19 protein-coding genes and 1 pseudogene are annotated in these 24,107 nt (G+C 69.5%); 5 read left to right on the forward strand and 15 right to left on the reverse strand.

Annotated features, from left to right (window positions below):
- From AB0I94_RS03580 to AB0I94_RS03645, 14 genes and pseudogenes are all read right to left on the reverse strand, one after another.
- Nucleotides 1-224, reverse strand: a pseudogene (locus AB0I94_RS03580) (hypothetical protein); the annotation flags it as partial.
- A gap of 246 nt (nucleotides 225-470) precedes the next feature.
- Nucleotides 471-1,274: a TIGR03936 family radical SAM-associated protein gene (locus tag AB0I94_RS03585; protein WP_363307687.1), complete on the reverse strand. Its 804-nt coding sequence runs from the start codon at nucleotides 1,272-1,274 to the stop codon at nucleotides 471-473.
- Between the two features lie 46 nt (nucleotides 1,275-1,320).
- Nucleotides 1,321-2,754: a hypothetical protein gene (locus tag AB0I94_RS03590; protein WP_363307688.1), complete on the reverse strand. Its 1,434-nt coding sequence runs from the start codon at nucleotides 2,752-2,754 to the stop codon at nucleotides 1,321-1,323.
- A 37-nt stretch (nucleotides 2,755-2,791) separates the two neighbouring features.
- Nucleotides 2,792-3,361 (reverse strand): GNAT family N-acetyltransferase, encoded by a 570-nt coding sequence (locus AB0I94_RS03595; RefSeq protein ID WP_363307689.1) that lies wholly within the window; start codon nucleotides 3,359-3,361, stop codon nucleotides 2,792-2,794.
- The gene (locus AB0I94_RS03600) at nucleotides 3,362-5,284 is read right to left on the reverse strand and encodes a TIGR03960 family B12-binding radical SAM protein (protein ID WP_363307690.1); all 1,923 of its coding nucleotides are present in this window, start codon (nucleotides 5,282-5,284) and stop codon (nucleotides 3,362-3,364) included.
- A gap of 64 nt (nucleotides 5,285-5,348) precedes the next feature.
- Nucleotides 5,349-6,959, reverse strand: coding sequence for a CYTH and CHAD domain-containing protein (locus AB0I94_RS03605; protein WP_363307691.1), 1,611 nt, complete (start codon nucleotides 6,957-6,959; stop codon nucleotides 5,349-5,351).
- 59 nt (nucleotides 6,960-7,018) lie between these two features.
- Nucleotides 7,019-8,221, reverse strand: coding sequence for a rod shape-determining protein RodA (gene rodA, locus AB0I94_RS03610; protein ID WP_363307692.1), 1,203 nt, complete (start codon nucleotides 8,219-8,221; stop codon nucleotides 7,019-7,021).
- Nucleotides 8,221-10,395, reverse strand: coding sequence for a penicillin-binding protein 2 (gene mrdA, locus AB0I94_RS03615; protein WP_363307693.1), 2,175 nt, complete (start codon nucleotides 10,393-10,395; stop codon nucleotides 8,221-8,223). The genes rodA and mrdA overlap by 1 nt, the downstream gene beginning before the upstream one ends.
- A gap of 97 nt (nucleotides 10,396-10,492) precedes the next feature.
- Nucleotides 10,493-11,164 carry a rod shape-determining protein MreD gene (mreD, locus tag AB0I94_RS03620; protein ID WP_363307694.1) on the reverse strand — a complete coding sequence of 224 codons (672 nt, stop codon included), beginning with the start codon at nucleotides 11,162-11,164 and terminating at the stop codon, nucleotides 10,493-10,495.
- 14 nt (nucleotides 11,165-11,178) lie between these two features.
- Complete coding sequence (gene mreC, locus AB0I94_RS03625; protein ID WP_363307695.1) at nucleotides 11,179-12,135, reverse strand: rod shape-determining protein MreC; 957 nt, start codon at nucleotides 12,133-12,135, stop codon at nucleotides 11,179-11,181.
- 230 nt (nucleotides 12,136-12,365) lie between these two features.
- On the reverse strand, nucleotides 12,366-13,385 hold the full coding sequence (locus AB0I94_RS03630) for a rod shape-determining protein (RefSeq protein WP_363307765.1): 1,020 nt from the start codon (nucleotides 13,383-13,385) through the stop codon (nucleotides 12,366-12,368).
- A 357-nt stretch (nucleotides 13,386-13,742) separates the two neighbouring features.
- Nucleotides 13,743-14,156: a nucleoside-diphosphate kinase gene (gene ndk / locus AB0I94_RS03635; RefSeq protein WP_363307696.1), complete on the reverse strand. Its 414-nt coding sequence runs from the start codon at nucleotides 14,154-14,156 to the stop codon at nucleotides 13,743-13,745.
- An 89-nt stretch (nucleotides 14,157-14,245) separates the two neighbouring features.
- Nucleotides 14,246-14,596 carry a DUF4233 domain-containing protein gene (locus tag AB0I94_RS03640; RefSeq protein ID WP_363307697.1) on the reverse strand — a complete coding sequence of 117 codons (351 nt, stop codon included), beginning with the start codon at nucleotides 14,594-14,596 and terminating at the stop codon, nucleotides 14,246-14,248.
- Nucleotides 14,597-14,601: 5 nt separating this feature from the next.
- Complete coding sequence (locus tag AB0I94_RS03645) at nucleotides 14,602-16,137, reverse strand: folylpolyglutamate synthase/dihydrofolate synthase family protein (protein WP_363307698.1); 1,536 nt, start codon at nucleotides 16,135-16,137, stop codon at nucleotides 14,602-14,604.
- Between the two features lie 143 nt (nucleotides 16,138-16,280).
- Between AB0I94_RS03645 and AB0I94_RS03650 the strand changes: the two genes are divergently transcribed.
- Both AB0I94_RS03650 and AB0I94_RS03655 read left to right on the forward strand, forming a co-directional pair.
- Nucleotides 16,281-17,288 (forward strand): rod shape-determining protein, encoded by a 1,008-nt coding sequence (locus tag AB0I94_RS03650; protein ID WP_363307699.1) that lies wholly within the window; start codon nucleotides 16,281-16,283, stop codon nucleotides 17,286-17,288.
- Nucleotides 17,289-17,668: 380 nt separating this feature from the next.
- A complete protein-coding gene (locus AB0I94_RS03655) occupies nucleotides 17,669-18,334 on the forward strand; it encodes a hypothetical protein (protein ID WP_363307700.1) in 666 nt (221 codons plus the stop codon).
- A gap of 22 nt (nucleotides 18,335-18,356) precedes the next feature.
- On the opposite strand, the gene AB0I94_RS03660 is transcribed toward AB0I94_RS03655, so the two are convergent.
- Nucleotides 18,357-20,981 (reverse strand): valine--tRNA ligase, encoded by a 2,625-nt coding sequence (locus AB0I94_RS03660; protein ID WP_363307701.1) that lies wholly within the window; start codon nucleotides 20,979-20,981, stop codon nucleotides 18,357-18,359.
- 137 nt (nucleotides 20,982-21,118) lie between these two features.
- On the opposite strand from AB0I94_RS03660, the gene AB0I94_RS03665 reads away from it, so the two are divergent.
- The 3 genes from AB0I94_RS03665 (at nucleotide 21,119) to AB0I94_RS03675 (ending at nucleotide 23,994) form a co-directional block, all read left to right on the forward strand.
- Nucleotides 21,119-22,060 carry a hypothetical protein gene (locus AB0I94_RS03665; RefSeq protein ID WP_363307702.1) on the forward strand — a complete coding sequence of 314 codons (942 nt, stop codon included), beginning with the start codon at nucleotides 21,119-21,121 and terminating at the stop codon, nucleotides 22,058-22,060.
- Nucleotides 22,061-22,167: 107 nt separating this feature from the next.
- Entirely contained in the window at nucleotides 22,168-23,166 is a 999-nt protein-coding gene (locus tag AB0I94_RS03670) for a hypothetical protein (protein ID WP_363307703.1), read from the forward strand.
- Nucleotides 23,167-23,187: 21 nt separating this feature from the next.
- Nucleotides 23,188-23,994, forward strand: coding sequence for a hypothetical protein (locus AB0I94_RS03675; RefSeq protein WP_363307704.1), 807 nt, complete (start codon nucleotides 23,188-23,190; stop codon nucleotides 23,992-23,994).
- Nucleotides 23,995-24,107: the final 113 nt, after the last annotated feature.

Consider the following 24,107-nt stretch of genomic DNA (forward strand, 5'->3'; position numbering starts at 1 on the left):
CGCGGCGCGGGAGCGGCTTCCTCGGCCGCTGCGGGCTCCGGAGTCACGGCCTGGACGGGCTCTTCGGCGGCGGGGGTGGCCGGTATGGCCGGAGCCGCGGCCTCGGTGGCGCCTACCGGCGGTCCCGCGGGTCGCGACGCCGCACGGCGCCTGCGGCGCGGTGGCAGGGTGTCGCTGGGCGTGTTGTTGTCCGAGCCCTCAGTGGGTTCGTTCGGCTCATGCATGCGGGCGGTTCTCCCGTCACGCTCCCGGGCGCCGCGCCTGGTCCGGTGATGTCCGCGGCCCTCGCTCACCTACGCGGGGCCGCCATCCGGGGGCGTGGGCGCCGCACGGGAGCTCTATGTGTCTGTCTCGCCGGTTCCGTACGCCCAAATGCGAACGGCCTGGCGAAAGTCTCGGTCAGTGCGCTGCCCGACCCAGGTGGCTCCCGAGTACAAGGGCGGCGCTTCTGTTTCTGCCGACGGCCCTCCCTACACGGGACCTTCCGTCGCCGGCGCCTTCGCGGTGGCTGCGGCGGACCCGTGGTTCTGGGGTGGGGCCGTGGCTGCCTCGCGGTCGGGCGCGAGCGGGTCGGTCACCGTGCCGGTCTCGTCGTCAAGAAGCCCCTGCGCCAGCCTGGTCACCGCTGCGGGGACCGGCGGCGCCAGGTCGGCCACAGCTCGGAGACCGGACAGGACGTCGTCGGGTCGTACGGCAGGTGTCACGTGCCGAACAACCAGCCGCAGTATCGCACAGGGCTGGTCGGTCGGCCTATCAGTGCCGTGGCTGAGTGCCTCGTCAGAGGCGAGGGCCTCAAGGCTCACGACGGCCTCGCGGGCGTCGAAGGTCCGCATGCCGTTCTTCGTGCGGCGCTGGACCTCGACGCTCTCCGCGGCCCGGAAGGCCTCGGCGGCACGCTGTGCGTCCGCGGGCTCGACGCCGTTCAGGCGCAGCTCCCAGATGGACGCGGTGAGCCGGTCGGCGAGTCCCGAGGTGTGGGACACGACGGCGTCGACGATGTCGAGGCCGGTCGGCATCGACTCATCGAGCAGCTCGCGCAGCTTGTCGGGGTCACGCGGCTCGGTGAGCGCGATCTCCAGGTACTCGGCCTCGCTGCCCGTGCCGGTGGGTGCGGCATTGGCGTACGACACCTTCGGGTGCGGGGTGAACCCCGCCGAGTACGCCATGGGCACCTCGGCGCGGCGCAGCGCCCGCTCGAAGGCGCGCTGGAAGTCGCGGTGGCTGGTGAACCGGAGGCGGCCGCGCTTGGTGTAGCGCAGTCGGATGCGCTGCACCGCGGGAGCGGGCGGCGGGCCTTCGGGCTGTCGCTTGCCCAGTGTTCTAGTCCTTCGTGAGTGCGGTCGTACTGCTACCTAGAGTACGTGCCTTGGCCGTGTCCGGTTCCCGCCGGGCCACCGGCACCGGTGTGGGCTCCACCGGGGCCACCCTCACGGGGACCGGTCCCTTCGGCGCCCCGAACAGCATGCGCCGTACATCGGCACGCGCGTCCCGCACGCTCTGACGGGCGGCGGCCAGGGCCTGCCGGGTGGCACGGCCCGCGTCCTTCACCGCCTGGGCGGCGGGCCGCCAGATCCCGTCACGCACCGCGTGCCCCACGGGAGTGAGGACCGCGCGGTACACCCAGCGCACCGGGTCGACGAAGAGCCACCGCAGGAGCCTGCCGAGGAAGCGGCCCACGGCGAGCGAGACATACCCGGCGATACGCCAGGCGTGTCCGAACGCGGCGCCGATCTCGCGTGCGACGACTGCTATGCCCCGCCCGACGGGCGCGAGGACCCAGCGCCACAGGGCGACGGCGGGCACGACGAAGATCCAGCGCCCGAGGGCGGCGAGCACCGCCCCGATCCCCCGCAGCAGCCAGCCGACCCCGGCCCCGATGCCCCGAGCCGTCCAGGCGATGCCCGACCCGATTCCCCTGGCGAGCCAGGCGATCGCGCGCCCGATCGGGGTGAGCACGGAGGCGTACAGCCACACGGCGGGGACCACGATCAGCACCCGCCCCAGCCACGCGAGCCCCTTGCCGACCGGCACGACCACATACCGCCACAGCCCCACCCACGGCCACACGAAGACGGCCTTGAGCAGCCACGTCACACCGACGCCGATGCCGCGCCCCGCCACCGCGGCGCCCGCCGCGATGCCTCGGACCAGCCAGGTGATCGCGTGCCCGACGGGCGTCAGCACGGACGCGTACAGCCACGTGGCGGGGATCACGACGAGTGTCCGCCCCAGCCACACGACGCCGTGCCCAACTCCCCGGCACAGCCAGAGAATGCCGTGGCCGAGGGGGGTGAGCACGGAGGCGTACAGCCACACGGCGGGCACCACGATCAGCACCCGCCCCAGCCACGCGAGCCCCTTACCTACCGGCACGACCACATACCGCCACAGCCCCACCCACGGCCACACGAAGACGGCCTTGAGCAACCACACCGTGGCGGTGCCGATGGCGCGGGCGACCGGTGTGAGGACGTACGCGTTCAGCCAGTCGAGCGGCGTCACGATCAGCGTCCGGCCCAGCCAGGCCAACGCGCGCCCCACGGGCCGCAGGCCCCTGAAGTACAGAAAGCGGCCGCAGACGGCGAGGGCGTCCCACACCAGGCGCACCGGCACGACGAGTACGAGCACGACGATCCGCACCGGGATGCGGATCGCCACGGCGAGGCAGCCGTCGGCCTGCGGTGGGGGTTGTGGTGCGGTGAGCGGCTGCTCCCGCTCTCGCTCGGGGAGCGGGGGCCGCTTTTCCAGGTCCATGCCGTCCTAGACGCGTCAGGGGCGGGTGCTGGTTCGGTCAGGCGCCGGTCGGGATCCAGTAACGCAGCTTTCCGCCGCGTTCGTCCTCGAAAGTGCCGCCCGCGCTCTCGATCACCTTGCGCGAACCGGTGTTGTCGGTGTCACACGTGACCAGGACCGATGCGAGGCCCAGGGCGCGTGCGTACGGCAGAGCGCCGGTCAGCATCGCCGTGGCATGGCCGCGGCGGCGGGCGGTGGGACGTACGTCGTAGCCGATGTGGCCGCCGTACTCGCGCAGGAAGCGCGTGTCGACGTTGTGCCGGATGGCGAGGCGGCCGAGGTAGTGGGCGCCGTCCGCGTACCAGAGAGTCGTCACGGGGACGGAGAACGGCTCGGCGGGGTGAACGGCGGCGCGGACCTCGGCGACGTAACGCTCGAAGACCGCCGGGTCGTGCCACTTGTCGCCGTACTCGCGCAAAGTGTGGCCGAGCGTCGTGTCGTCGTCATCGCCGCCGCGCCCCTCGGCGCGGAACTCCTCCATCGCGGCGACGAAGGAGAGATGCACGAGGCCGGTGGGCGGGACGAGTCGGGGAAGACCCGACCCGCCCACCGGCACGACCTGCGACATTTACTTCACTACCGACAAGGGAAGGAGCTTCTTGCCGGTCGGGCCGATCTGGATCTCGGTCTGCATCTGCGGGCACACGCCGCAGTCGAAGCAGGGGGTCCAGCGGCAGTCCTCGACCTCGGTCTCGTCGAGCGAGTCCTGCCAGTCGTCCCAGAGCCAGTCCTTGTCGAGACCGGAGTCCAGGTGGTCCCAGGGCAGGACTTCCTCGTACGTGCGCTCACGCGTCGTGTACCAGTCGACGTCCACGCCGAAGGCGGGCAGCGTCTTCTCGGCGCAGGCCATCCAGCGGTCGTAGCTGAAGTGCTCGCGCCAGCCGTCGAAACGGCCGCCGTCCTCGTACACGGCGCGGATGACGGAGCCGATGCGGCGGTCACCGCGCGAGAGCAGGCCCTCGACGATGCCGGGCTTGCCGTCGTGGTAGCGGAAGCCGATCGAGCGGCCGTACTTCTTGTCGCCGCGGATCTTGTCGCGCAGCTTCGCGAGACGGGCGTCCGTATCCTGCGCCGACAGTTGCGGCGCCCACTGGAAGGGCGTGTGCGGCTTGGGCACGAAGCCGCCGATGGAGACCGTGCAGCGGATGTCGTTGCCCGCGACCTCGCGGCCCTTGGCGATGACGTTCGCCGCCATGTCCGCGATCTGCAGGACGTCCTCGTCGGTCTCGGTGGGCAGGCCGAGCATGAAGTACAGCTTGACCTGGCGCCAGCCGTTGCCGTACGCGGTCGCGACGGTGCGGATCAGGTCCTCTTCGGAGACCATCTTGTTGATGACCTTCCGCATCCGCTCGCTGCCGCCCTCGGGGGCGAAGGTGAGGCCCGACCGGCGGCCGTTCCTCGTCAGCTCGTTCGCGAGGTCGATGTTGAAGGCGTCCACGCGGGTCGAGGGGAGGGAGAGGCCGATCTTGTCTTCCTCGTACCGGTCCGCGAGGCCCTTGGCGACGTCCGCGATCTCGGTGTGGTCCGCGGAGGAGAGGGAGAGAAGCCCGACCTCCTCGAAGCCCGTCGCCTTCAGGCCCTTCTCCACCATGTCGCCGATGCCGGTGATGCTTCGCTCCCGCACGGGGCGCGTGATCATGCCGGCCTGGCAGAAACGGCAGCCGCGGGTGCAGCCGCGGAAGATCTCCACGGACATGCGCTCGTGGACGGTCTCCGCGAGCGGCACGAGGGGCTGCTTCGGGTAGGGCCACTCGTCCAGGTCCATGACGGTGTGCTTGGACACGCGCCACGGGACACCCGACTTGTTCGGTACGACGCGGCCGATCCGCCCGTCCGGGAGGTACTCGACGTCGTAGAACCCGGGGACGTAGACCGAACCGGTCCTGGCGAGCCGGAAGAGGACTTCCTCGCGGCCGCCGGGGCGGCCCTCGGCCTTCCACTCGCGGATGATCGCCGTCATGTCGAGCACGGCCTGCTCGCCGTCGCCGATGACCGCGCAGTCGATGAACTCCGCGATCGGCTCGGGGTTGAAGGCCGCGTGGCCTCCGGCGAGGACGATCGGGTCGTCGATGGTGCGGTTCTTGGACTCCAGGGGAATCCCGGCCAGGTCGAGGGCGGTCAGCATGTTCGTGTAGCCGAGCTCGGTGGAGAAGCTGAGCCCGAACACGTCGAAGGCGCCGACGGGACGGTGGGCGTCCACGGTGAACTGCGGGACCTTGTGCTCCCGCATCAGCTCTTCGAGGTCCGGCCAGACGCTGTACGTCCGCTCGGCGAGGACGCCCTCGCGCTCGTTCAGTACCTCGTAGAGGATCATGACGCCCTGGTTGGGCAGCCCGACCTCGTACGCGTCGGGGTACATGAGCGCCCAGCGGACGTCACACGCGTCCCAGTCCTTGACGGTGGAGTTGAGCTCTCCGCCGACGTACTGGATGGGCTTCTGGACGTGCGGGAGAAGCGCTTCCAGGCGTGGGAAGACGGACTCGACAGGCATCACAGCGTCTTTCGGCAGGGTTCTCATGATCTGGCAGGGGTGACCATCCAGCGTACCTCGGTACTCACCCGCCCAATGACGACCGCAGTTTCGCCCTGGACGCCTTGGCCCACACCTGGGGCAGCTCCCGCTCGCGATCCGTCGCGGCCGCCTCCTCCTGGCCGTACAGGAGGCCCCAGGTGAAGGCGGTCTCGCCCGCCGCGTGGGCCTGGATCGCCAGGCTGCGCAGCGCCTCGCGGGCGACCACGCTGTCCTGGTGGTCGCCCAGGACCTTCTGCACGGCCTTCATCTGCTTCGCGAACCGCTTGGCGGGCTTGCCGAGCGCGGGCCTGGCCGCCTCGCCCGCGTACCGGGCCCGCTTGGCGGCCTTGCGGGCCCCGTGCATCGCCACGTCGCGCTCCTCCCCCGGCGCCAGCGCGAGGGCGTGTTCGATGCGGGCCTCCAGGCGGGCGTAGTCCTTCCGTACGGCCTTGGGGAGGGCCTTGGCGGGGGACGCGAGGGCGGCCTTGCGCAGCGGCGGGTCGGCGAGCAGCGCGTCGACGGAATCGAGGAGCCGCACGTACCGCTGTCCTTCGAGTGCGGCGACGGTCCTGCTCCGGGCATCGTCGGCACCGGCCACGTTCCAGATGCGCAGGCGGGCCCGCACCGGCCCGAGGAGCAAGGTCCCCGGCACGGTGTCGACGCGGTCCGTGAGCCGCTCGGCCAGGACCTCCTGGTCACGGTCGACGCCGAGCTCGCCCGCGAGCCATTTCAGTTCGACGCCGATCGGGTCGGTGACGGAGCGGTCGAGGAGCTTCCTGTACGAGCGGAACGCGCTGCGCATCCGCCGCGTGGCGACCCGCATCCGGTGCACGGAGTCCGGCAGGTCACGGCGGACGTCCGGGTCGAGGGCGACGAGGGCGTCGCGCTGGGTGCGGATGTAGGCGAGGACGTGGTCGGCAGCGGTGACGGGGGCAGGTCGCACAGCGGGATCCTCCTCATGGACGGCAACGGCGCGCTCGTCCTTCTTCCCCTGCTTGGCCTCGGCAGGCTTCGGCTTGCCCCGCGCGATCCGCTGCCGGGTCGGGGGCGGCGCCGTCCCCGCCTGGGCCCTGGCCAGTTTCGATGCGGACTTCGACCGCTCGACCCCCAGCTTCTTCAGCTTCTTCTCGATCCGGTCGAGCAGCGCGGGGTCCACGTCGTCCGCGAGCTCCACCTCGATCTCGGCCCACTCGGCGGTGGAGCCGCCCTCCGTGAGCCGCTCCGCCCTGACCCGGTCGATGCTCAGCTCGGCGAGCAGCGCGCCCTTGGCGTCGAGGAGGTGGCGCAGGTCCCGCGCGGTCACCAGGCGCATGACGGGTACGAGTGCGGCGTCGCGCACCCGGGATCGCACGAGGCCGGACAGCTCGGGCGGCACCGAGTCCGACAGCGGGGCATGGATCTCGTCCCGCACGCCCTGGATGAGGGACACCGGCAGCTTCAGGTGCCAGCCCTCGTCATCGCCGCCGGTGCGGCGGCGCAGCGTGATCGAGTCGGCGAGCAGGAGTTGGTCGGTCGTGTCGTGATAGACGGCGTCCAGTTCGACGACGCCCTTGTCGACGGCCTTCGCGACCCCGGCGACACCGGTCAGGTCAGGCAGCTCCGCGTCCGCCTTGACGTCGTACTTCCGCTCGATCTCCCGCTTTGTCTCCGCCATGAACCGAATCTAGACGGGATCCGGGGCGCTGGGCAGTCCCCCAGGCGCCCCGGGCCGGGCTAGGCCGACATCGGACGCTGCACCTTGATGGACTGGAGCAGGCCGACGGCCACCCAGACGGCGAACATCGATGACCCTCCGTACGAGACGAAGGGCAGCGGCAGACCCGCCACCGGCATGATGCCGAGCGTCATCCCGATGTTCTCGAAGGACTGGAAGGCGAACCAGGCGATGATCCCGGCGGCGACGATCGTGCCGTACAGCTCGGTCGTCTCACGCGCGATGCGGCAGGCGCGCCAGAGGAAGATGCCGAGCAGCACCAGGATGAGCCCGGCGCCCGCGAAGCCGAGCTCCTCGCCCGCGACGGTGAAGACGAAGTCCGTCTGCTGTTCGGGCACGAACTGGCCGGTGGTCTGCGAGCCCTTGAAGAGCCCGGTGCCCGTCAGTCCGCCGGAGCCGATCGCGATGCGCGCCTGGTTGGTGTTGTAGCCGACGCCCGCCGGGTCGAGCGCGGGGTTGGCGAAGGCCGCGAAGCGGGCGATCTGGTAGTCGTCCAGGACGCCGAGCTGCCAGACGGCGATCGCGCCGGCGGCGCCCGTGCCGAGGAGTCCGAAGACCCAGCGGTTGGAGGCGCCCGACGCGAGCAGCACGCCGAGCACGATCATCGCCATCACCATGACCGACCCGAGGTCGGGCATGAGGAGCACGATCACTATCGGTACGGCGGCCAGACCGAGGGCCTGGAGGACCGTGCGGTGGTCGGGGTGGTCCCGGTCGCCGGCGTCCACCCGTGCGGCGAGCAGCATCGCCATGCCCAGGATGATCGTGATCTTCACGAACTCGGAGGGCTGCAGCGAGAAGCCGCCGCCGAGCACGATCCAGGCGTGCGCGCCGTTGATCGTCGCGCCGAGCGGGGTGAGGACGAGCAGGACGAGGAAGACGGAGATGCCGTAGAGGATCGGCACGGCCGTCCGCAGCGTCCGGTGGCCGAGCCAGACCGTGCCGGCCATCAGGGCGATGCCGATGCCGGTGTTCAGGACGTGCTTGAGCAGGAAGGAGTACGGGTCGTCGCCGACCAGCTCGGTGCGGTTGCGCGTCGCGGAGTAGACGAGCGCGGAGCCGATCGCGGAGAGCGCGATCGCGCAGAGCAGTATCGGCCAGTCCATCCTGCGTACCAGCGAATCGCGGGCGAACAGGCGGGCCGAGAGCGACGAGCGCTCGGGCCCGTAACCGGAGACGGAGAAGCCATTGTGGCCGGCCACTAGTCACGCCTCCAGTTCGCGGGCGCGCCCGCCAGTTCCTGCTGTTCCTGCGCCGGCTTGGGGGCCTCGGGCTTGTACGGCTTGATCTTCGGGGACTTGATCGATCCGTCGGTCTCGATCTTCGGCAGGTCCTTCTGCGGCTGGGGCAGCAGGGCCTTCTTGAGGTCCTGCTTGCCGTTTTCGTCCAGGCCGTAGATGCCGTCGTAGATCTTGCGGACGGCGGGGCCCGACGCTCCGGAACCCGTACCACCCTGGGAGATCGTCATCACGATCGAGTAGTCCTTGGTGTACGTCGCGAACCACGAGGTGGTCTGCTTGCCGTGGACCTCCGCCGTACCCGTCTTGGCGTGCATCGGGATCTTGTCCTGCGGCCAGCCGCCGAAGCGCCAGGCGGCCGTTCCCTTGGTCGCCACGTCGGCGAGCGCACCGTCTATGTCACGGCGCGTCTTCTCGTCCATGGGCAGCTTGCCGTGGGACTTCGGCTTGATCTCCTGGACCTGCTTGCCGTCGGCGCTGATGATCGCCTTGCCGACGGTGGGGTTGTAGAGGGTGCCGCCGTTGGCGATGGCGGAGTAGATCGTGGCCATCTGTATCGGCGTGACGAGGGTGTCGCCCTGCCCGATGGAGTAGTTGACGGAGTCACCGGCGCGCATCTTCATGCCTTCGAGGCAGTTCTCGTACGCGATCTGCTCGACGTAGTCGCCGCCCTTCTTGCCCTGCTTGCACCAGCCGTCCTTGTTGGCCTTCCAGTAGTCCTTCTTCCACTGGCGGTCCGGGACGCGTCCGGTGACCTCGTTCGGCAGGTCGATGCCGGTCTCCTTGCCGAGGCCGAACTGGTGGGCCGTCTTGTAGAACCAGTCCTTGGCGTTCTTCTTCGGCTTGTTGCCGCCGTCCTTGGCCCACTGGTCGTGCGAGAGCTTGTAGAAGACGGTGTCGCAGGAGACCTCGAGGGCCTGGCCGAGGGTGATGTTGCCGTGGCCCTGGGACTCGAAGTTCTTGAAGGTCTGGCCGCCGATGGAGTACGAGCTGGGGCAGGGGTAGCTGCCGTTGAAGTCGTAGCCCGCGTTGACCGCCGCCGTCGTCGGGATGACCTTGAAGATCGAGCCCGGGGCCGCCTGGCCCTGGATGGCGCGGTTCAGGAGCGGGTAGTTGGACTTCTTGCCGGTGAGCCGGGTGTAGTCCTTGCCGGAGATGCCGCCGACCCAGGCGTTCGGGTCGTAGGTCGGGTTGGACGCCATGGAGACGACACGTCCGGTCTTGTTCTCCATGACGACGACGGCGCCCGCGTCGGCCTTGTAGTTCTCGTTGGTGTTCTTGTCGAACTCCTGGCGGGCCTTCTTCATCGCGTCGTTCAGCCAGTACTCGGACAGCGCCTGTACGCGCGCGTCGATGCTGGTGACGACGTTCGCGCCGGGCTGGGCCGGGTCGTCCTTGGCCTTGCCGATGACGCGGCCGAGGTTGTCGACCTCGTAGCGGGTGACGCCCGCCTTGCCGCGCAGCTGCGCGTCGTAGGTCCGCTCCAGGCCGGAGCGGCCGACCTGGTCGGAGCGGAGGAACGGCGACTCGGTGTTCTCGGCCTTCTTGATCTCTTCGTCGGTGACCGGCGAGAGGTAGCCGAGCACCTGGGCGGTGTTGGACTTGCCGGGCGCGGCGTAGCGGCGGACGGCGGTGGGCTCGGCGGTGATGCCGGGGAAGTCCTCGGCGCGCTCGCGGATCTGGAGGGCCTGCTTGGGCGAGGCCTCGTCCGTGATCGGGATCGGCTGGTAGGGCGAGCCGTTCCAGCAGGGCTGCGGGGTCTTGGAGTCACAGAGCCGGACCTTGTCGGAAACGTCCTTGGGGCTCATGCCGAGGACGTCGGCGAGCTTGGCGAGGGCCGCCTTGCCGTCGTCCTTCATCTTCATCAGCTCCGTGCGGGACGCGGAGACGACCAGGCGGGTCTCGTTGTCGGCGATCGGCACGCCGCGGGCGTCGAGGATCGAGCCGCGTACGGCGGGGTCGACGACCTGCTGGACGTGGTTGCCGGAGGCTTCCTCGGCGTACTCCTCACCGTTGCGGATCTGGAGGTACCAGAGGCGGCCGCCGAGGGTGAGGAGGAGGGAGAGCACGAGGATCTGGATGACGATGAGACGGATCTGGACTCTTGGGGTCCGTCCGGTCTCGGGGATGTTGGTCACTGCTGTTCCTCCCCCTCTCAGTGTGTGTACGAGTGGTACGTGTGCACGACCGGCCGGTGCGTCCGGCCGGTCGCGTACGGGGCCAAATGCGCTGCGGTCACAGGCGCTTGACCCCCTTGATGCGTCCGGCGCGCGCGACGCGGGCCTTGGCCGCCTTCATCCGCAGGCCGCCGCGCTGGTTGCCGATGCGCAGCCCGGTCCCGGAGGCGAGCCAGCCGGAGGCGACGTCCGTGGCCTTGTTGGCGGGAGAGGTCTCGCCCAGCGGGTCGTTCTCGGCTCTGCGGGCGAGCGCGATGATCAGCGGCACCGTGAACGGCGCGAGCAGCAGGTCGTACAGGGCGGCCGTGAAGAGGAGCCCGCCCAAGCCCACGTGGCGGGCGGCGGTGTCCCCGACGAGGGCGCCGACGCCCGCGTAGAGCAGGGTCGAGCCGATGGCGGCGCTGACGACCACGACGAGCGGCCCGGTGGCCGACTTGAGCCGCCCGGTCTCCGGCTTGGCCAGGCCCGCGAGGTAGCCGACGACACACAGCACCAGGGCGTACCGCCCGGCGGCGTGGTCGGCCGGCGGCGCCAGGTCCGCGAGGAGTCCGGCGCCGAAGCCGACGAGGGCGCCGCCCACATGGCCGTAGACCAGGGCGAGACCGAGCACGGTGAGCAGCACCAGGTCCGGTACCGCGCCGGGAAGTTGCAGCCGGGCCAGGACGCTGACCTGGATGACCAGGGCGACGACGACCAGGGCGGCGGAGAGCAGGATTCGGTTGAAACGCATGGGGTCCGGTGCTCCTACTGCTCGTCGTTGCCGTTGTCGACGCCGTCGGCCGGGGCCTGTCCTGACGGGGTGGCCGTCACGGTCACCGTCGGGGTCGGCTTCGGTTTGGCGGGCTTCTTCGGCAGGACCGTGTCGCGCGGGTCCTCGCGGGGCGCTTCGACGACGACTCCGACGATGTCCAGCTTGGTGAAGCCGACGTACGGCTTGATGTAGATGTTGCGTGTCAGGTCACCGCCCGACGGGTCGACGCGGACGACCTGGCCGACCGGCACGCCCGGTACGAACGGCTTGTTCTTCTGCGACCCGAAGGTGACCAGGCGGTCGCCCTTCTTGATCTCGGCCTTGCCGTTGAGCATCTGTACCGAGAGCGGGCGGTCGCCCTGTCCGGTGGCGAAGCCGAGTTCGTCGGTCTTCTCCATGCGCGTGCCGACGGTGAAGTCGGGGTCGTTGGCGAGCAGGACGGTCGCGGTGCTCGGGCCGACCGTCGTGACGCGGCCGACCAGGCCGTCGCCGTTCAGGACGGTCATGTCGCGCTTGATTCCGTCGTTCGCGCCCGCGTCGATGGTGACGGTCCAGGAGAAGCCCTGGGCCGCTCCTATGCCGATGACTTCGGCGCCCTTGATGCCGTACTGACCCGCACCGGCGCTCTTGAGCATGCTGTCCAGCTGTCTGACCCGGCTGCGATTGCGGTCGTCGCTGCCGAGCTTCGCCTTCAAGGCGGCGTTCTGCCGCTCGAGTTCGGCGATCCGGTCATGCCGGTCACCGGAGTCCCTGACCGCGCCGATGGCGTTGCCGATCGGGTCGACGGCGGACGACACGCCGTTCTCGACCGGGCCGAAGACCGTGGCGGCGGCCCGGCGGGCACCGTCGACCGGCGAGTCCTCGCCACCACGGATGTCCACCGTGATCAAAGCGAACGCGATGGCGATCAGCAGCACCAGGAGCAGCCGGCTCTCTCGTGTGTCCCTCACGTGCGGCGGCCGTGCCTTCCTCAGTTGGAAATCCTTGGAATTCTGAGCAACTGTGCGTATGTAGGAGCAAATCTAAACAATCCGATTCCACGGCGTCTGCGGCGCCGCGGAATTGTCGTTCCTTGCCCTTGTTGTGTGTTGTCTTCTGAGCCCTCTATATCAACGATCCGCCGCACGAGGTGACAGGCACTCGTACGGCGGACGCCCTATTCGGCGGGTTCGCGCCACCCTCAGCGGCGCGGTGACGCGTCCAGGACCTGCTGGAGCGCCTCGAACTCCTCGACGCACTTGCCGGATCCGAGCGCCACGCTGTCCAGCGGGTTCTCGGCGATGTGGATCGGCATGCCCGTCTCGCGGCGCAGCCGCTCGTCGAGGCCGCGCAGCAGGGCGCCGCCTCCGGTGAGAACGATGCCGCGGTCCATCACGTCACCGGAGAGTTCCGGCGGGCACTTGTCGAGGGTCGTCTTGACCGCGTCCACGATCGCGTTGACCGGCTCCTCGATGGCCTTGCGGACCTCGGCGGCGGAGATGACGACGGTCTTGGGCAGCCCGGAGACCAGGTCCCGGCCACGGATCTCGGTGTGCTCGTCGGCATCCATGTCGTACGCCGAACCGATGGTGATCTTGATCTGCTCGGCCGTGCGCTCACCGAGGAGGAGGGAGTACTCCTTCTTGATGTGCTGGATGATCGCGTTGTCCAGTTCGTCGCCCGCGACGCGGATCGACTGTGCCGTGACGATTCCGCCGAGCGAGATGACGGCGACCTCGGTGGTGCCGCCGCCGATGTCGACCACCATGTTGCCCGTGGCCTCGTGGACCGGCAGGCCGGAGCCGATGGCCGCGGCCATGGGCTCCTCGATGATGTGCACCTGGCGGGCGCCGGCCTGCGAGGAGGCCTCGATGACGGCGCGGCGCTCGACTCCGGTGATGCCGGAGGGCACACAGACGACGACACGCGGGCGGGCGAGGTAACGCCGCTTGTGGATCTTCAGGATGAAGTAGCGGAGCATCCGCTCGGTGATCTCGAAGTCGGCGATGACGCCGTCCTTCAGCGGTCGCACGGCAACGATGTTGCCCGGCGTGCGACCGATCATCTTCTTGGCTTCGGCGCCGACCGCGAGGATGCCACCAGTGTTGGTGTTGATCGCGACGACGGACGGTTCGTTGAGAACGATCCCGCGACCCCTGACGTACACCAGCGTGTTGGCGGTCCCGAGGTCGACAGCCATGTCACGGCCGATGAACGACATGTTGTTCCCCATGAGGATGCGTCTGGCCTTCCCTGGAGCTTCTGATGGCTTTTTAGGTAGGCGAGGTGGTTGCTGTGTGGCGTGGAGGCTTCCATCGTAGTCTCGCCTGCACGAACACGGCGCTAGGGTCTTCGCCATTGTCAGCAGATGATGCGCCGCCTCGCTCTTGGAGACGTGCCATCGGAGGCACGGGTTCCCCCAATTGGGGCGCATATGCCAAGGGGCGGCCGGTTTTCTCGGCCACCCCTGGTCAGGGCGGTGCCCTGCTGACTGGACGTCAGAAGTCTTTGCGGAACTCTTTACCTGTGTCCGTCAGGCGAGACCGCGTCCGGCCGTCAGGCGACACCCGGGAACGCGTCAGGCGACACCCGGGAAGAAGATCTTCAGCTCGCGCTCGGCGGACTCCTCGGAGTCCGAGGCGTGGATCAGGTTCTCCCTGACGATGGAACCGAAGTCGCCCCGGATGGAGCCGGGCGCGGCGGCGATCGGGTCGGTCGGACCCGCCAGGGCGCGCACACCCTCGATGACACGCTCGCCCTCGACGACGAGCGCGACGACCGGGCCCGAGGACATGAAGTCGACCAGCGGCTCGTAGAAGGGCTTGCCCTTGTGCTCGCCGTAGTGCTGCTCCAGCGTCTCCTGGTCGAGCGAGCGCAGTTCGAGAGCGGAGATCGTCCAGCCCGCCTTGCGCTCGATGCGGCCGATGATCTCGCCGATCAGGCCACGACGGACGGTGTCGGGCTTGAGCAGGACGAGAGTGCGCTGGGTCATGTGCGGCTCCAAGTATTTTTTCTACGAGCGTGCGGGTTGACCGGCACGATACCGGCACCCACTACACCGCGTTACCTCAGGCCGGCACCTCAGGCCCCGGCCTCGGCCTCCGCCTGCGCCGCGAACCTGGCCTTCGCCTCGTCGATCTTCTGGCCGAAGTGGATCGAGGCCCACCACAGCGCGGCGAACACTGCCCCCATGAAGAACATGATCGGCACGACGAAGCCGCTCGCGATGAGCGCGATCTGCAGGGCCCAGCCGAGCTGCAACCCGCCGGGCCGGGTGATCACGCCGCACAGCAGGACGCTGAACAGCATCGCGATGCCGCAGACCGTCCAGACCGTGCCCATCGAGAGGTCCGGGTCCTTCATGGCGACCAGACCGGCGAAACCGATGACGAAGAACTCGCCGATCAGCGTCGAAGCACAGAGCGTACGCACAGGAGTCAGCCCCTCCCCAGGAGCAGTCGGGCCTCGCCGACCGTGATGACGGAGCCGGTGACCAGGACGCCACCGCCCGCGTACTCGCCCTCTTCCTCGGCGAGGGTGATCGCTGCCTCCAGCGCGTCCGGCAGGCGCGGCTCGACCTGGACGCGGTCGTCGCCGAAGACCTCGACGGCGATCCCGGCCAGCGTGTCCGCGTCCATCGCCCGGTGGCTGGAGTTCTGCGTGATGACGACCTCGGCGAAGATCGGCTCGAAGGCTTCGAGCAAGCCCCTCATGTCCTTGCCGTCGCTCGCGCCGACCACGCCGATCAGGCGGCTGAAGTCGAAGACCTCGCTGACCGCCTCGGCGGTGGCGCGGGCGCCCGCCGGATTGTGCGCGGCGTCCAGGACGACGGTCGGCGAGGTGCGCACCACCTCGAGACGGCCCGGCGAGGAGACCGAGGCGAAGGCCTTGCGGATGGTGTCGATGTCGAGCGCGCGCGCGTGCTGCGAGCCGATGCCGAAGAACGCCTCCACCGCGGCGAGCGCGACGACGGCGTTGTGCGCCTGGTACGCGCCATGCAGGGGCAGGAAGATCTCTTCGTACTCCCCGCCGAGACCACGCAGGGTCAGGAGCTGGCCGCCGACCGCCACCGTGCGGGAGACGATGCCGAACTCCAGGCCCTCGCGGGCCACCGTCGCGTCGACCTCCACGGCCTTCTTCAGGAGCACCTGTGCCGCGTCCACCGGCTGCTGGGCGAGGATCACCGTGGCGTCCGGCTTGATGATCCCGGCCTTCTCGGCGGCGATCTCGCCCGGCGTGTTGCCCAGGCGGTCGGTGTGGTCCAGGTCGATGGGCGTGACGACGGCGACCGAGCCGTCGATCACGTTCGTCGCGTCCCAGCTGCCGCCCATGCCGACCTCGACGACGGCGACGTCCACGGGGGCGTCCGCGAAGGCGGCGTACGCCATGCCCGTGAGCACCTCGAAGAAGGAGAGCCTGTACTCCTGTTGGGCGTCGACCATCTCCACGTACGGCTTGACGTCGTGGTATGTCTCCACGAAGCGCTCGGCCTCGATGGGGGCGCCGTCCAGGCTGATCCGCTCGGTGATCGACTGGACGTGCGGCGAGGTGTACCGCCCCGTCCGCAGCTCGAAGGCGCTGAACAGGGCCTCGATCATGCGGGCCGTGGACGTCTTGCCGTTCGTGCCGGTGATGTGGATCGAGGGGTACGCCCGCTGGGGCTCGCCCAGGACGTCCATCAGCGCGGAGATCCGGTTGACGGAGGGCTCCAGCTTCGTCTCTCCCCAGCGGCCCGCGAGCTCTGTCTCGACCTCGCGCAGCGCCTTGTCCACCTCCGGGTCGGTGGGGCGGGAGGGGACGCCGCCCTCGGGCGGGCCGGCCTGGGTGCGCAGGGTGCGGCTGCCCGCCTCGATCACGGCGAGGTCGGGGTCACGGCTGGTCTCGGCTTCGACGATCTCGTCGAAGCGGACGCCGCTGTCGTCATGGTCGTCGCGGTCGGGGTACTCGCTGTCAGGCGGGGGGAGGTCACTCACGTACGCCAGTCTACGGACGGGGTCTGACAGCCGCCGTCGGGACCTGTCGGGAAGCCGTCGGGGAGTCATCGCGATCTAAGTCACGGTCGATTCGTGGCTTTCATCCCGCCGGTTCGGTGCTTCATCGGGCAAACTTGGCGATCATGGACATAGGTATCGACCTCGGCACAGCGAACACCCTTCTCTACGTCCGCGGACAGGGGATCGTGCTCAACGAGCCGTCCGTGGTCGCCGTCAAGGAGGGCGCGCGCACCGCCCTCGCCGTCGGTACGGAGGCCAAGGAGACGATCGGCCGCACTCCAGGATCCATCACCGCGATCCGCCCCCTGCGGGGCGGCGTCATCAGCGACTACGAAGCCGCCGAGGAGATGATCCGGCACTTCGTCCGCAAGGCCGTCCCGGGGCGCCGCCCTCGTACGCGGATGGTGATCTGCGTGCCGAGCGGCGTCACGCAGGTCGAGCGCCGGGCCATCGTGCACGCGGCGCAGCGGGCGGGGGCCCGTGCCGTGCACCTGGTGGAGGAGCCGATGGCGGCGGCGATCGGCGCGGGGCTTCCGGTGGCGGAGCCGCGGGGCTCGATGGTGGTCGACATCGGCGGCGGCACGACGGAGGTCGCCGTCATCTCGCTGGGCGGGATCGTCACGGCGCAGTCGCTGCGGGTGGGCGGGGACCGCCTCGACGAGGCGATCACGAACTTCGTGCGCAAGGAGCACGGGCTGCTCATCGGCGAGCGGACCGCCGAGGACATCAAGGTCGCGATCGGCTCGGCGTGGCCGGTGCCGGGCGACGACACCCTGGAATCCCGGACGTTCACGGTGCGAGGGCGGGAGAAGGTGCGGGGGCTGCCGAAGTCGGTGGAGTTGACGGTGCGTGAGATTCGGGCGGCGCTGGACGAGCCGGTGGAGGCGGTGATCGCCGCGGTGCGGACGACACTGGAGGAGTGCCCGCCGGAGCTGTCCGGGGACATCATGGAACACGGCATCGTCCTGACGGGCGGCGGCGCACTGCTGCCGGGCCTGGACCTGCGCATGACTTCGGCGACGGGAATCCCGGTGTTCGTGGCCGACAACCCGCTGGACAGCGTGGCGCTGGGTTGCGGGAAGTGCGTGGAGGACTTCGACGGGCTGGAGCGGGTGATGTCGGCGGCGTAGACCTGCGGCCGGCGGGGCGGGGGCTGGGCGAGCGGTGCGGTGCGGGTCCGTCTGTGGGTGCGGGGCCGCGCCGGTATGTCCGTCCTCGCTATCGTCCGGTGGCCGCCTTGGTGCTTCGGCGCCGGAGCGCCGCGAACCGTGCTCCGGGCGGACAGACCGGCACGTCCCCTCGCGTCTCGATGCCGACTGCCGCCAATCGATGGCTGATCGATGGCTGATCGATGGCGCTGCGGGGCAATCGGGTGGGTGGGAAGGCTTGTTCGGGCAGGCTGCTGCTGGGGGCGGTGAACCCGGCGTCTGCCCCGCCGCAGAGGGACAGCTCAGGCGCCACCTCGGCGTGGCGGTCCTCGAAAGCCCGCCCCCGGGGGTCAAATCAGACCATGTGGTATGCCCAGAATCCCGGTCGACGGACCCGCCAACTCCTCGGTGACGGCGCGGTCCTGCTCTGGACCGTGCTGTGGACCGCCGCCGCCGTCGTCGCCTACCGGCTGGCCTGTCTGCTCACCCGCCCCACGCCGGACGCCCCGGCGCCGCCCATCGGCGATCCCTCCCGTCTGCCCCTGGTCGGGGACCGCGTCGACTCCGCGCTGCGGGCCGCCGCGGACTTCGCCGGAACCGGGGACCCGGTGACCGTACGCGCCGCGGTGATCGTGGGCGCCGTCGTCGTCTTCCTCGTACCCGTCGGCCTCGTGCTCAACAGCTGGCTCCCCCGCCGCCTGCGGTGGATCCGGCAGGCGGCGGCCGCCGAGGAACTCGCCGCCAGCGACGACGGCCGTGAACTGCTCGCCCTGCGCGCCCTGCTGCGTCCCCTGGACGAGGTCGCGCGGACCGCGAACGAACTCCCCGACGCCACCGCCGGCAGCCTCGCCGAGGGCTGGCGCGGCGGCGACCCCGTCATCATCGACGCGCTCGCCGAGGCGGAGCTGGTGCGTCTCGGGCTGCACATCCCCGAGCGGCTCTACATCCCCGTACAGGAGTCAGGGCAGGGACACGGGACAGGGCCCATGGAACCGTGCGGTTCCATGGGCCCTGTCCCCACTGCCTGAACGGTGCCCGACCAGTGCCCGACTAGGCGGCGGGCAGGCCGTCCAGCTGGGCCTGCAGGCGGGCGATGTCGGCGTCCGCCTTGGTGAGGCGGCCACGGATCTTGTCGACCACGTTGTCCGGAGCCTTCGCCAGGAACGCCTCGTTGCCGAGCTTCGCCGTGGCCTGCGCCTTCTCCTTCTCGGCGGCGGCGAGGTCCTTGGCGAGGCGCTTACGCTCCGCCGCGACGTCGATCGTGCCGGACAGGTCGAGTGCGACCGTGGCGCCCGAGACCGGCAGCGTGGCGGTGGCCGAGAAGCCCTCGCCCTCCGGCTGGAGCCGCAGGAGCTGACGGATGGCCGCCTCGTGCGGGGCGAGCGCCGTGCCGTCCAGGGAGAGGCGGGCCGGGACCTTCTGGCCCGGCTGGAGCCCCTGGTCGGCGCGGAAGCGGCGGACCTCGGTGATGACCTGCTGGAGCGTCTCGATCTCCCGCTCGGCCGCGGTGTCACGGAAGCCACTGTCGGACGGCCACTCGGCGATCACGAGGGACTCGCGGCCGGTGAGGGTCGTCCAGAGCGTCTCCGTCACGAACGGGACGATCGGGTGCAGGAGGCGCAGCGTCACGTCGAGGACCTCGCCGAGGACCCGTCCCGAGACCTTGGCCGCTTCGCCGCCGCCCATGAAGGTCGTCTTGGACAGCTCGACGTACCAGTCGAAGACCTCGTCCCACGCGAAGTGGAAGAGGGCGTCCGACAACTTGGCGAACTGGTAGTCGTCGTAGAGCGCGTCGACCTCGGCGACCGTCGCGTTCAGCCGGGACAGGATCCAGCGATCCGTCGCCGAGAGCTGCTCGGCGGGCGGGAGTTCGCCCTCGATCGTGGCGCCGTTCATCAGCGCGAAGCGCGTGGCGTTCCAGATCTTGTTGGCGAAGTTCCGCGAGCCCTGGACCCAGTCCTCGCCGATCGGCACGTCGACACCGGGGTTGGCGCCGCGGGCCAGCGTGAAGCGGACGGCGTCCGAGCCGTACTTGTCCATCCAGTCGAGCGGGTTGACCGCGTTGCCGAAGGACTTCGACATCTTCTTGCCGAACTGGTCGCGGACCATGCCGTGCAGCACGATCGTGTGGAACGGCGGGGTGCCGTCCATCGCGTACAGGCCGAACATCATCATCCGGGCGACCCAGAAGAAGAGGATGTCGTAGCCGGTGACCAGGACGGAGTTCGGATAGAACTTCGCGAGGCTGTCGGTCTGCTCGGGCCAGCCGAGCGTGGAGAACGGCCACAGGCCGGACGAGAACCACGTGTCCAGGACGTCGCTGTCCTGCGTCCAGCCCTCGCCGGTGGGCGCCTCGTCGTCCGGTCCGACGCAGACGACCTCGCCGTTCGGCCCGTACCAGACCGGGATGCGGTGGCCCCACCACAGCTGACGCGAGATGCACCAGTCGTGGAGGTTGTCGACCCAGTCGAAGTAGCGCTTCTCCATCTCCTGCGGGTGGATCTTGACCTTGCCGTCGCGGACCGCGTCACCGGCGGCCTTGGCGAGGGGGCCGACCTTGACCCACCACTGCATCGACAGACGCGGCTCGATGGTGGTCTTGCAGCGCGAGCAGTGGCCGACGGAGTGCGTGTACGGGCGCTTCTCGGCGACGATGCGGCCGTCGGCACGCAGCGCGCCGACGATGGCGGAGCGGGCCTCCAGGCGGTCCAGGCCCTGGAAGGGACCGGGGACCGTGATGACGGCGTGCTCGTCCATGACCGCGATGTTCGGCAGGTCGTGGCGCTGGCCGATCTCGAAGTCGTTCGGGTCGTGCGCCGGGGTCACCTTGACGCAGCCCGTGCCGAACTCGGGGTCGACGTGCTCGTCGGCGACGACCGGGATGGAGCGGTCGGTCAGCGGCAGCTTGATCAGCTTGCCGACGAGGTGCTTGTACCGCTCGTCGTCCGGGTGGACGGCGATGGCCGTGTCACCGAGCATCGTCTCGGCGCGGGTGGTGGCGACGACGACGGTCTCGTCCCCCTCGCCGTACTTCAGCGAGACGAGCTCGCCGTCGTCGTCCTGGTACTCGACCTCGATGTCGGAGATCGCGGTCAGGCAGCGCGGGCACCAGTTGATGATGCGCTCGGCGCGGTAGATCAGCTCGTCGTCGTAGAGCTTCTTGAAGATGGTCTGGACGGACTGGGAGAGGCCCTCGTCCATCGTGAACCGCTCGCGGTCCCAGTCGACGCCGTCGCCGAGGCGGCGCATCTGGCCGGAGATCTGGCCGCCGGACTCGCCCTTCCACTTCCAGACGCGCTCGATGAACTCCTCGCGCCCCAGGTCGTGGCGGGACTTGCCCTCCTTGGCGAGCTCGCGCTCCACGACGTTCTGCGTGGCGATGCCGGCGTGGTCCATGCCCGGCTGCCACAGCGTCTCGAAGCCCTGCATGCGCTTGCGGCGCGTGAGGGCGTCGATGAGCGTGTGCTCGAAGGCGTGCCCGAGGTGCAGGGACCCGGTGACGTTCGGTGGCGGGATGACGACGGTGTACGGGGGCTTCTCGCTCGCCGCGTCGGCGGAGAAGTAGCCGCGTTCCACCCAGCGCTCGTACAGCGTCCCCTCTACCTCGGCCGGCGCGTACTGGGTCGGCAGTTCGGTGATGGGCGCTGGATTCTGCTGCTGAGTGTTCTCGGTCACCGGGCCAGTTTAGAGGTGTCACGGTCCCGTCCCGAAACCGGATTCTTCAGTAACGGTTGCGGCCTTGAACCACACGGCGCCGCTGCCTTCGTACAGGATGTCGGGAACACATAAGCGTTCGGAGGGGAACCCACGCGATGAGCTACAACCAGCCTGGTCCGTACGGCGGGCAGCAGCCCGAGCAGCCCGGTCCTTACGGGCAGCAGCCGGGTCAGCCTGGCCCCTACGGCCAGCAACCGCAGGCGCCTCAGCCCGGTTACGGCTACCCGCAGCAGGCACCGCAGGGAGTCCCCCCGCAGCAGGGCGGCTACAGCCAGCCGCAGCAGCCGGGCCCGTACGACCAGGGCCAGGGCCAGCAGGGCCCGTACGGGCAGGTTCCGCCGCCCCCGCCCGCCGGCGGCGGCAGCGGCAAGAAGACCGGCCTCATCATCGGCGCGGTCGTGGCGCTCGTCGCGATCGGCGGCGGCATCTGGTGGTTCACGGCGGGCAAGGACGACAGCTCGTCGTCGGCGGGCAACTCGGCGGTGGCGGACGACGGCGCGCACAAGCTGATCACGCCCGAGACGGTGCTCTCCGAGTACAAGAAGCAGGCGTCCGCCGACGAGGGATTCAGCGACGACGACATGGAGCGGGCCGAGAAGGACGGCGTCAAGAACGGCAAGCCCGTCGACGCCGAGTACCAGTCGGGCGACAAGAGCAACCCGCTGGCACAGAAGATGATCAAGTTCATGGGTGTCTACGGCGAGATCGACAACCCCTCCAAGGTCGTCGACGGAATGTTCGACAAGATGAAGGAGGAGTCCACGAAGGAGACCTCCTCCACCGGCAAACTCATCGGCAGCCCGAAGAACTTCAACGCGGACGGCGCGGTCCTCAAGTGCCAGGAGACGGAGATCAAGGGCGGCGGCTCCGGACCCAAGTCGATCCGCATGCCGGTCTGCATCTGGGGCGACAACAGCACGCTCGGCATCGTGATCCCGGTCGACATGGCGAGCGCCATGACCGGCAAGAGCGCCTCGCTCGAGGACGCGGCGGACACGACGACGAAGCTCCGCAAGGAAGTACGCGTCAAGTCGTGACGCCCTGACGGCGCCTCTTCGCGCACAGCAGCCCCGGTCGCTTCGGCCGGGGCTGCTTCCGTCAGGATGTCGGCATCACATAAGCACACTCACGGGGGAACCCACTCATGAGCTACAACCAGCCGGGACCGTACGACGGGCAGCAGCCCCAGCAGCCCGGCCCGTACGGCGGCGGGCAGCCTCCTCAAGCGCCCGGCCCCTACGGCCAGCAGCCCCAGGCCCCTCAGCCCGGTTACGGATACCCGCAGCAGGCCCCACAGCAGGGCTACGGCTACCCCCAGCAAGCGCCGCAGGGCCCCTACGGGCAGCAGCCGCAGGCCCCCTACGGCCAGGTCCCGCCGCCTCCGCCCCCGCAGGGCGGCGGCAAGAAGACCGGCATCGTCATCGCCGCCGTGGTCGCGGTCGTGGCGGTCGCCGTGGGTGGTTACTTCGTTCTCGCGGGCGGTGACGACGACAAGGGCAAGGGCGGCGGCTCCTCCGACGTGGCGGGCGGCGGAGGCGGCGACACCGGCATCAAGGACGACGGGCCGCACAAGCTGATCACACCGGCGACGGTCCTCTCCGAGTACAAGAAGGGCCAGGAGGGCGCCGGCGAGAGCGGCATGACCTCCGAGGACGTCAAGCAGGCCGAGAAGCACGGCGTGAAGAACGCCACGGACGTCGCGGCGCAGTATCAGGCAGGGGACAAGGACAACCCCCTGTCGCAGAAGATCCTCCAGTTCAACGGCGTCTACGGCGACATCGCCGATCCGGAGAAGGTCGTCGACGCGATGTTCGGCGAGGCGGAGAAGAACGCCGAGGAGAGCGACAGCAGCGGCGAGTCGATGACGCTGGTCGGCACCCCCAAGACGTACACGCCCGCCGGGCTCGACGGCGCGGTGATGAAGTGCCAGGAGATGAAGTTCAACCTGGGCTCGTCGACGGGCACCAGCAGCGCGGGCCCGAGCAACATGTCGATGGCGACCTGCATCTGGGGCGACAAGAGCACGCTCGGCGTCGTGATCACCACGGACGTGGCGAACGCGATGGCCGGCAGGAGCGCCGACCTCGACGAGGCCGCGGAGAAGTCGGCCAAGTTCCGCAAAGAAGTCCGCGTCAAGCTCTGACGGCCGAGGAGAACGCACGTAATGAGCTACAACCAGCCTGGCCCGTACGGCGGACAGCCGCCCCAGCAGCCCGGGTACGGCTACCCCCAGCAGCCGCAAGCCCCGTACGGGCAGGCTCCGTACGGGCAGGCTCCGTCGGGCGGCGGTGGTAAGAAGGCCGGGATCATCGTCGGTGTCGTCGTCGCGGTCGCCGCGATAGGCGCCGGTGTCTGGTGGTTCACCGCCGGCAAGGACGGCGGCGGCTCGGTCGCCGATGACGGCAAGACGTACAAGCTGACGGCTCCCGAGTCCGTCCTCGGCGGGCAGTACAAGAAGGACACTTCGGGTGGCGACGGTGGGGGTATGTCGTCGGGCGATCTGAAGGACCTGGAGAAGCAGGGCGTCAGCAACCCCAAGGACGCCTACGCCGCGTACAACTACGGCAAGGGCGCGACCATGAAGTCGCTCAACTACTCCGGGGTGTACGGCGAGATCGACGACCCGGAGAAGGTCGTCGACGCCATGTTCGCCGAGATGGAGAAGAACTCCGGGAAGCCCGGCGGCATGAAGCTCATCGGCAGCCCCGAGGAGTTCACTCCGGACGGCTTCGAACACGGCGTCATGAAGTGCCAGAACGCCGAGTTCGACATGGGCGACGTCAGCGGGGACGACGACAGCCTCCCCGACACCTTCCAGACGCCCATGTGCGTCTGGGGTGACAACAGCACGGTCGCGTACGCCGCGTACTCCGATGTCGCCGCCACGGGCAGCGGCAAGGACATCGCGCTGGAGAACGTCGCCAGCCTCGTGACCAACCTGCGTGACGACGTCCGCGTCGAGGTCAAGTAGCCCGCTCTGCGGGGCCGTTCAACGTGAGAGGGGACCCTCAAGCACCCGATCGCCTGGGTCAACATCGGCTACCACCACATCGCCCGTGACGAGGACCAGCAGCCGATGCCGGT

This window comes from Streptomyces sp. NPDC050147 (assembly GCF_040660195.1).
Classification (GTDB): Bacteria; Actinomycetota; Actinomycetes; order Streptomycetales; family Streptomycetaceae; genus Streptomyces.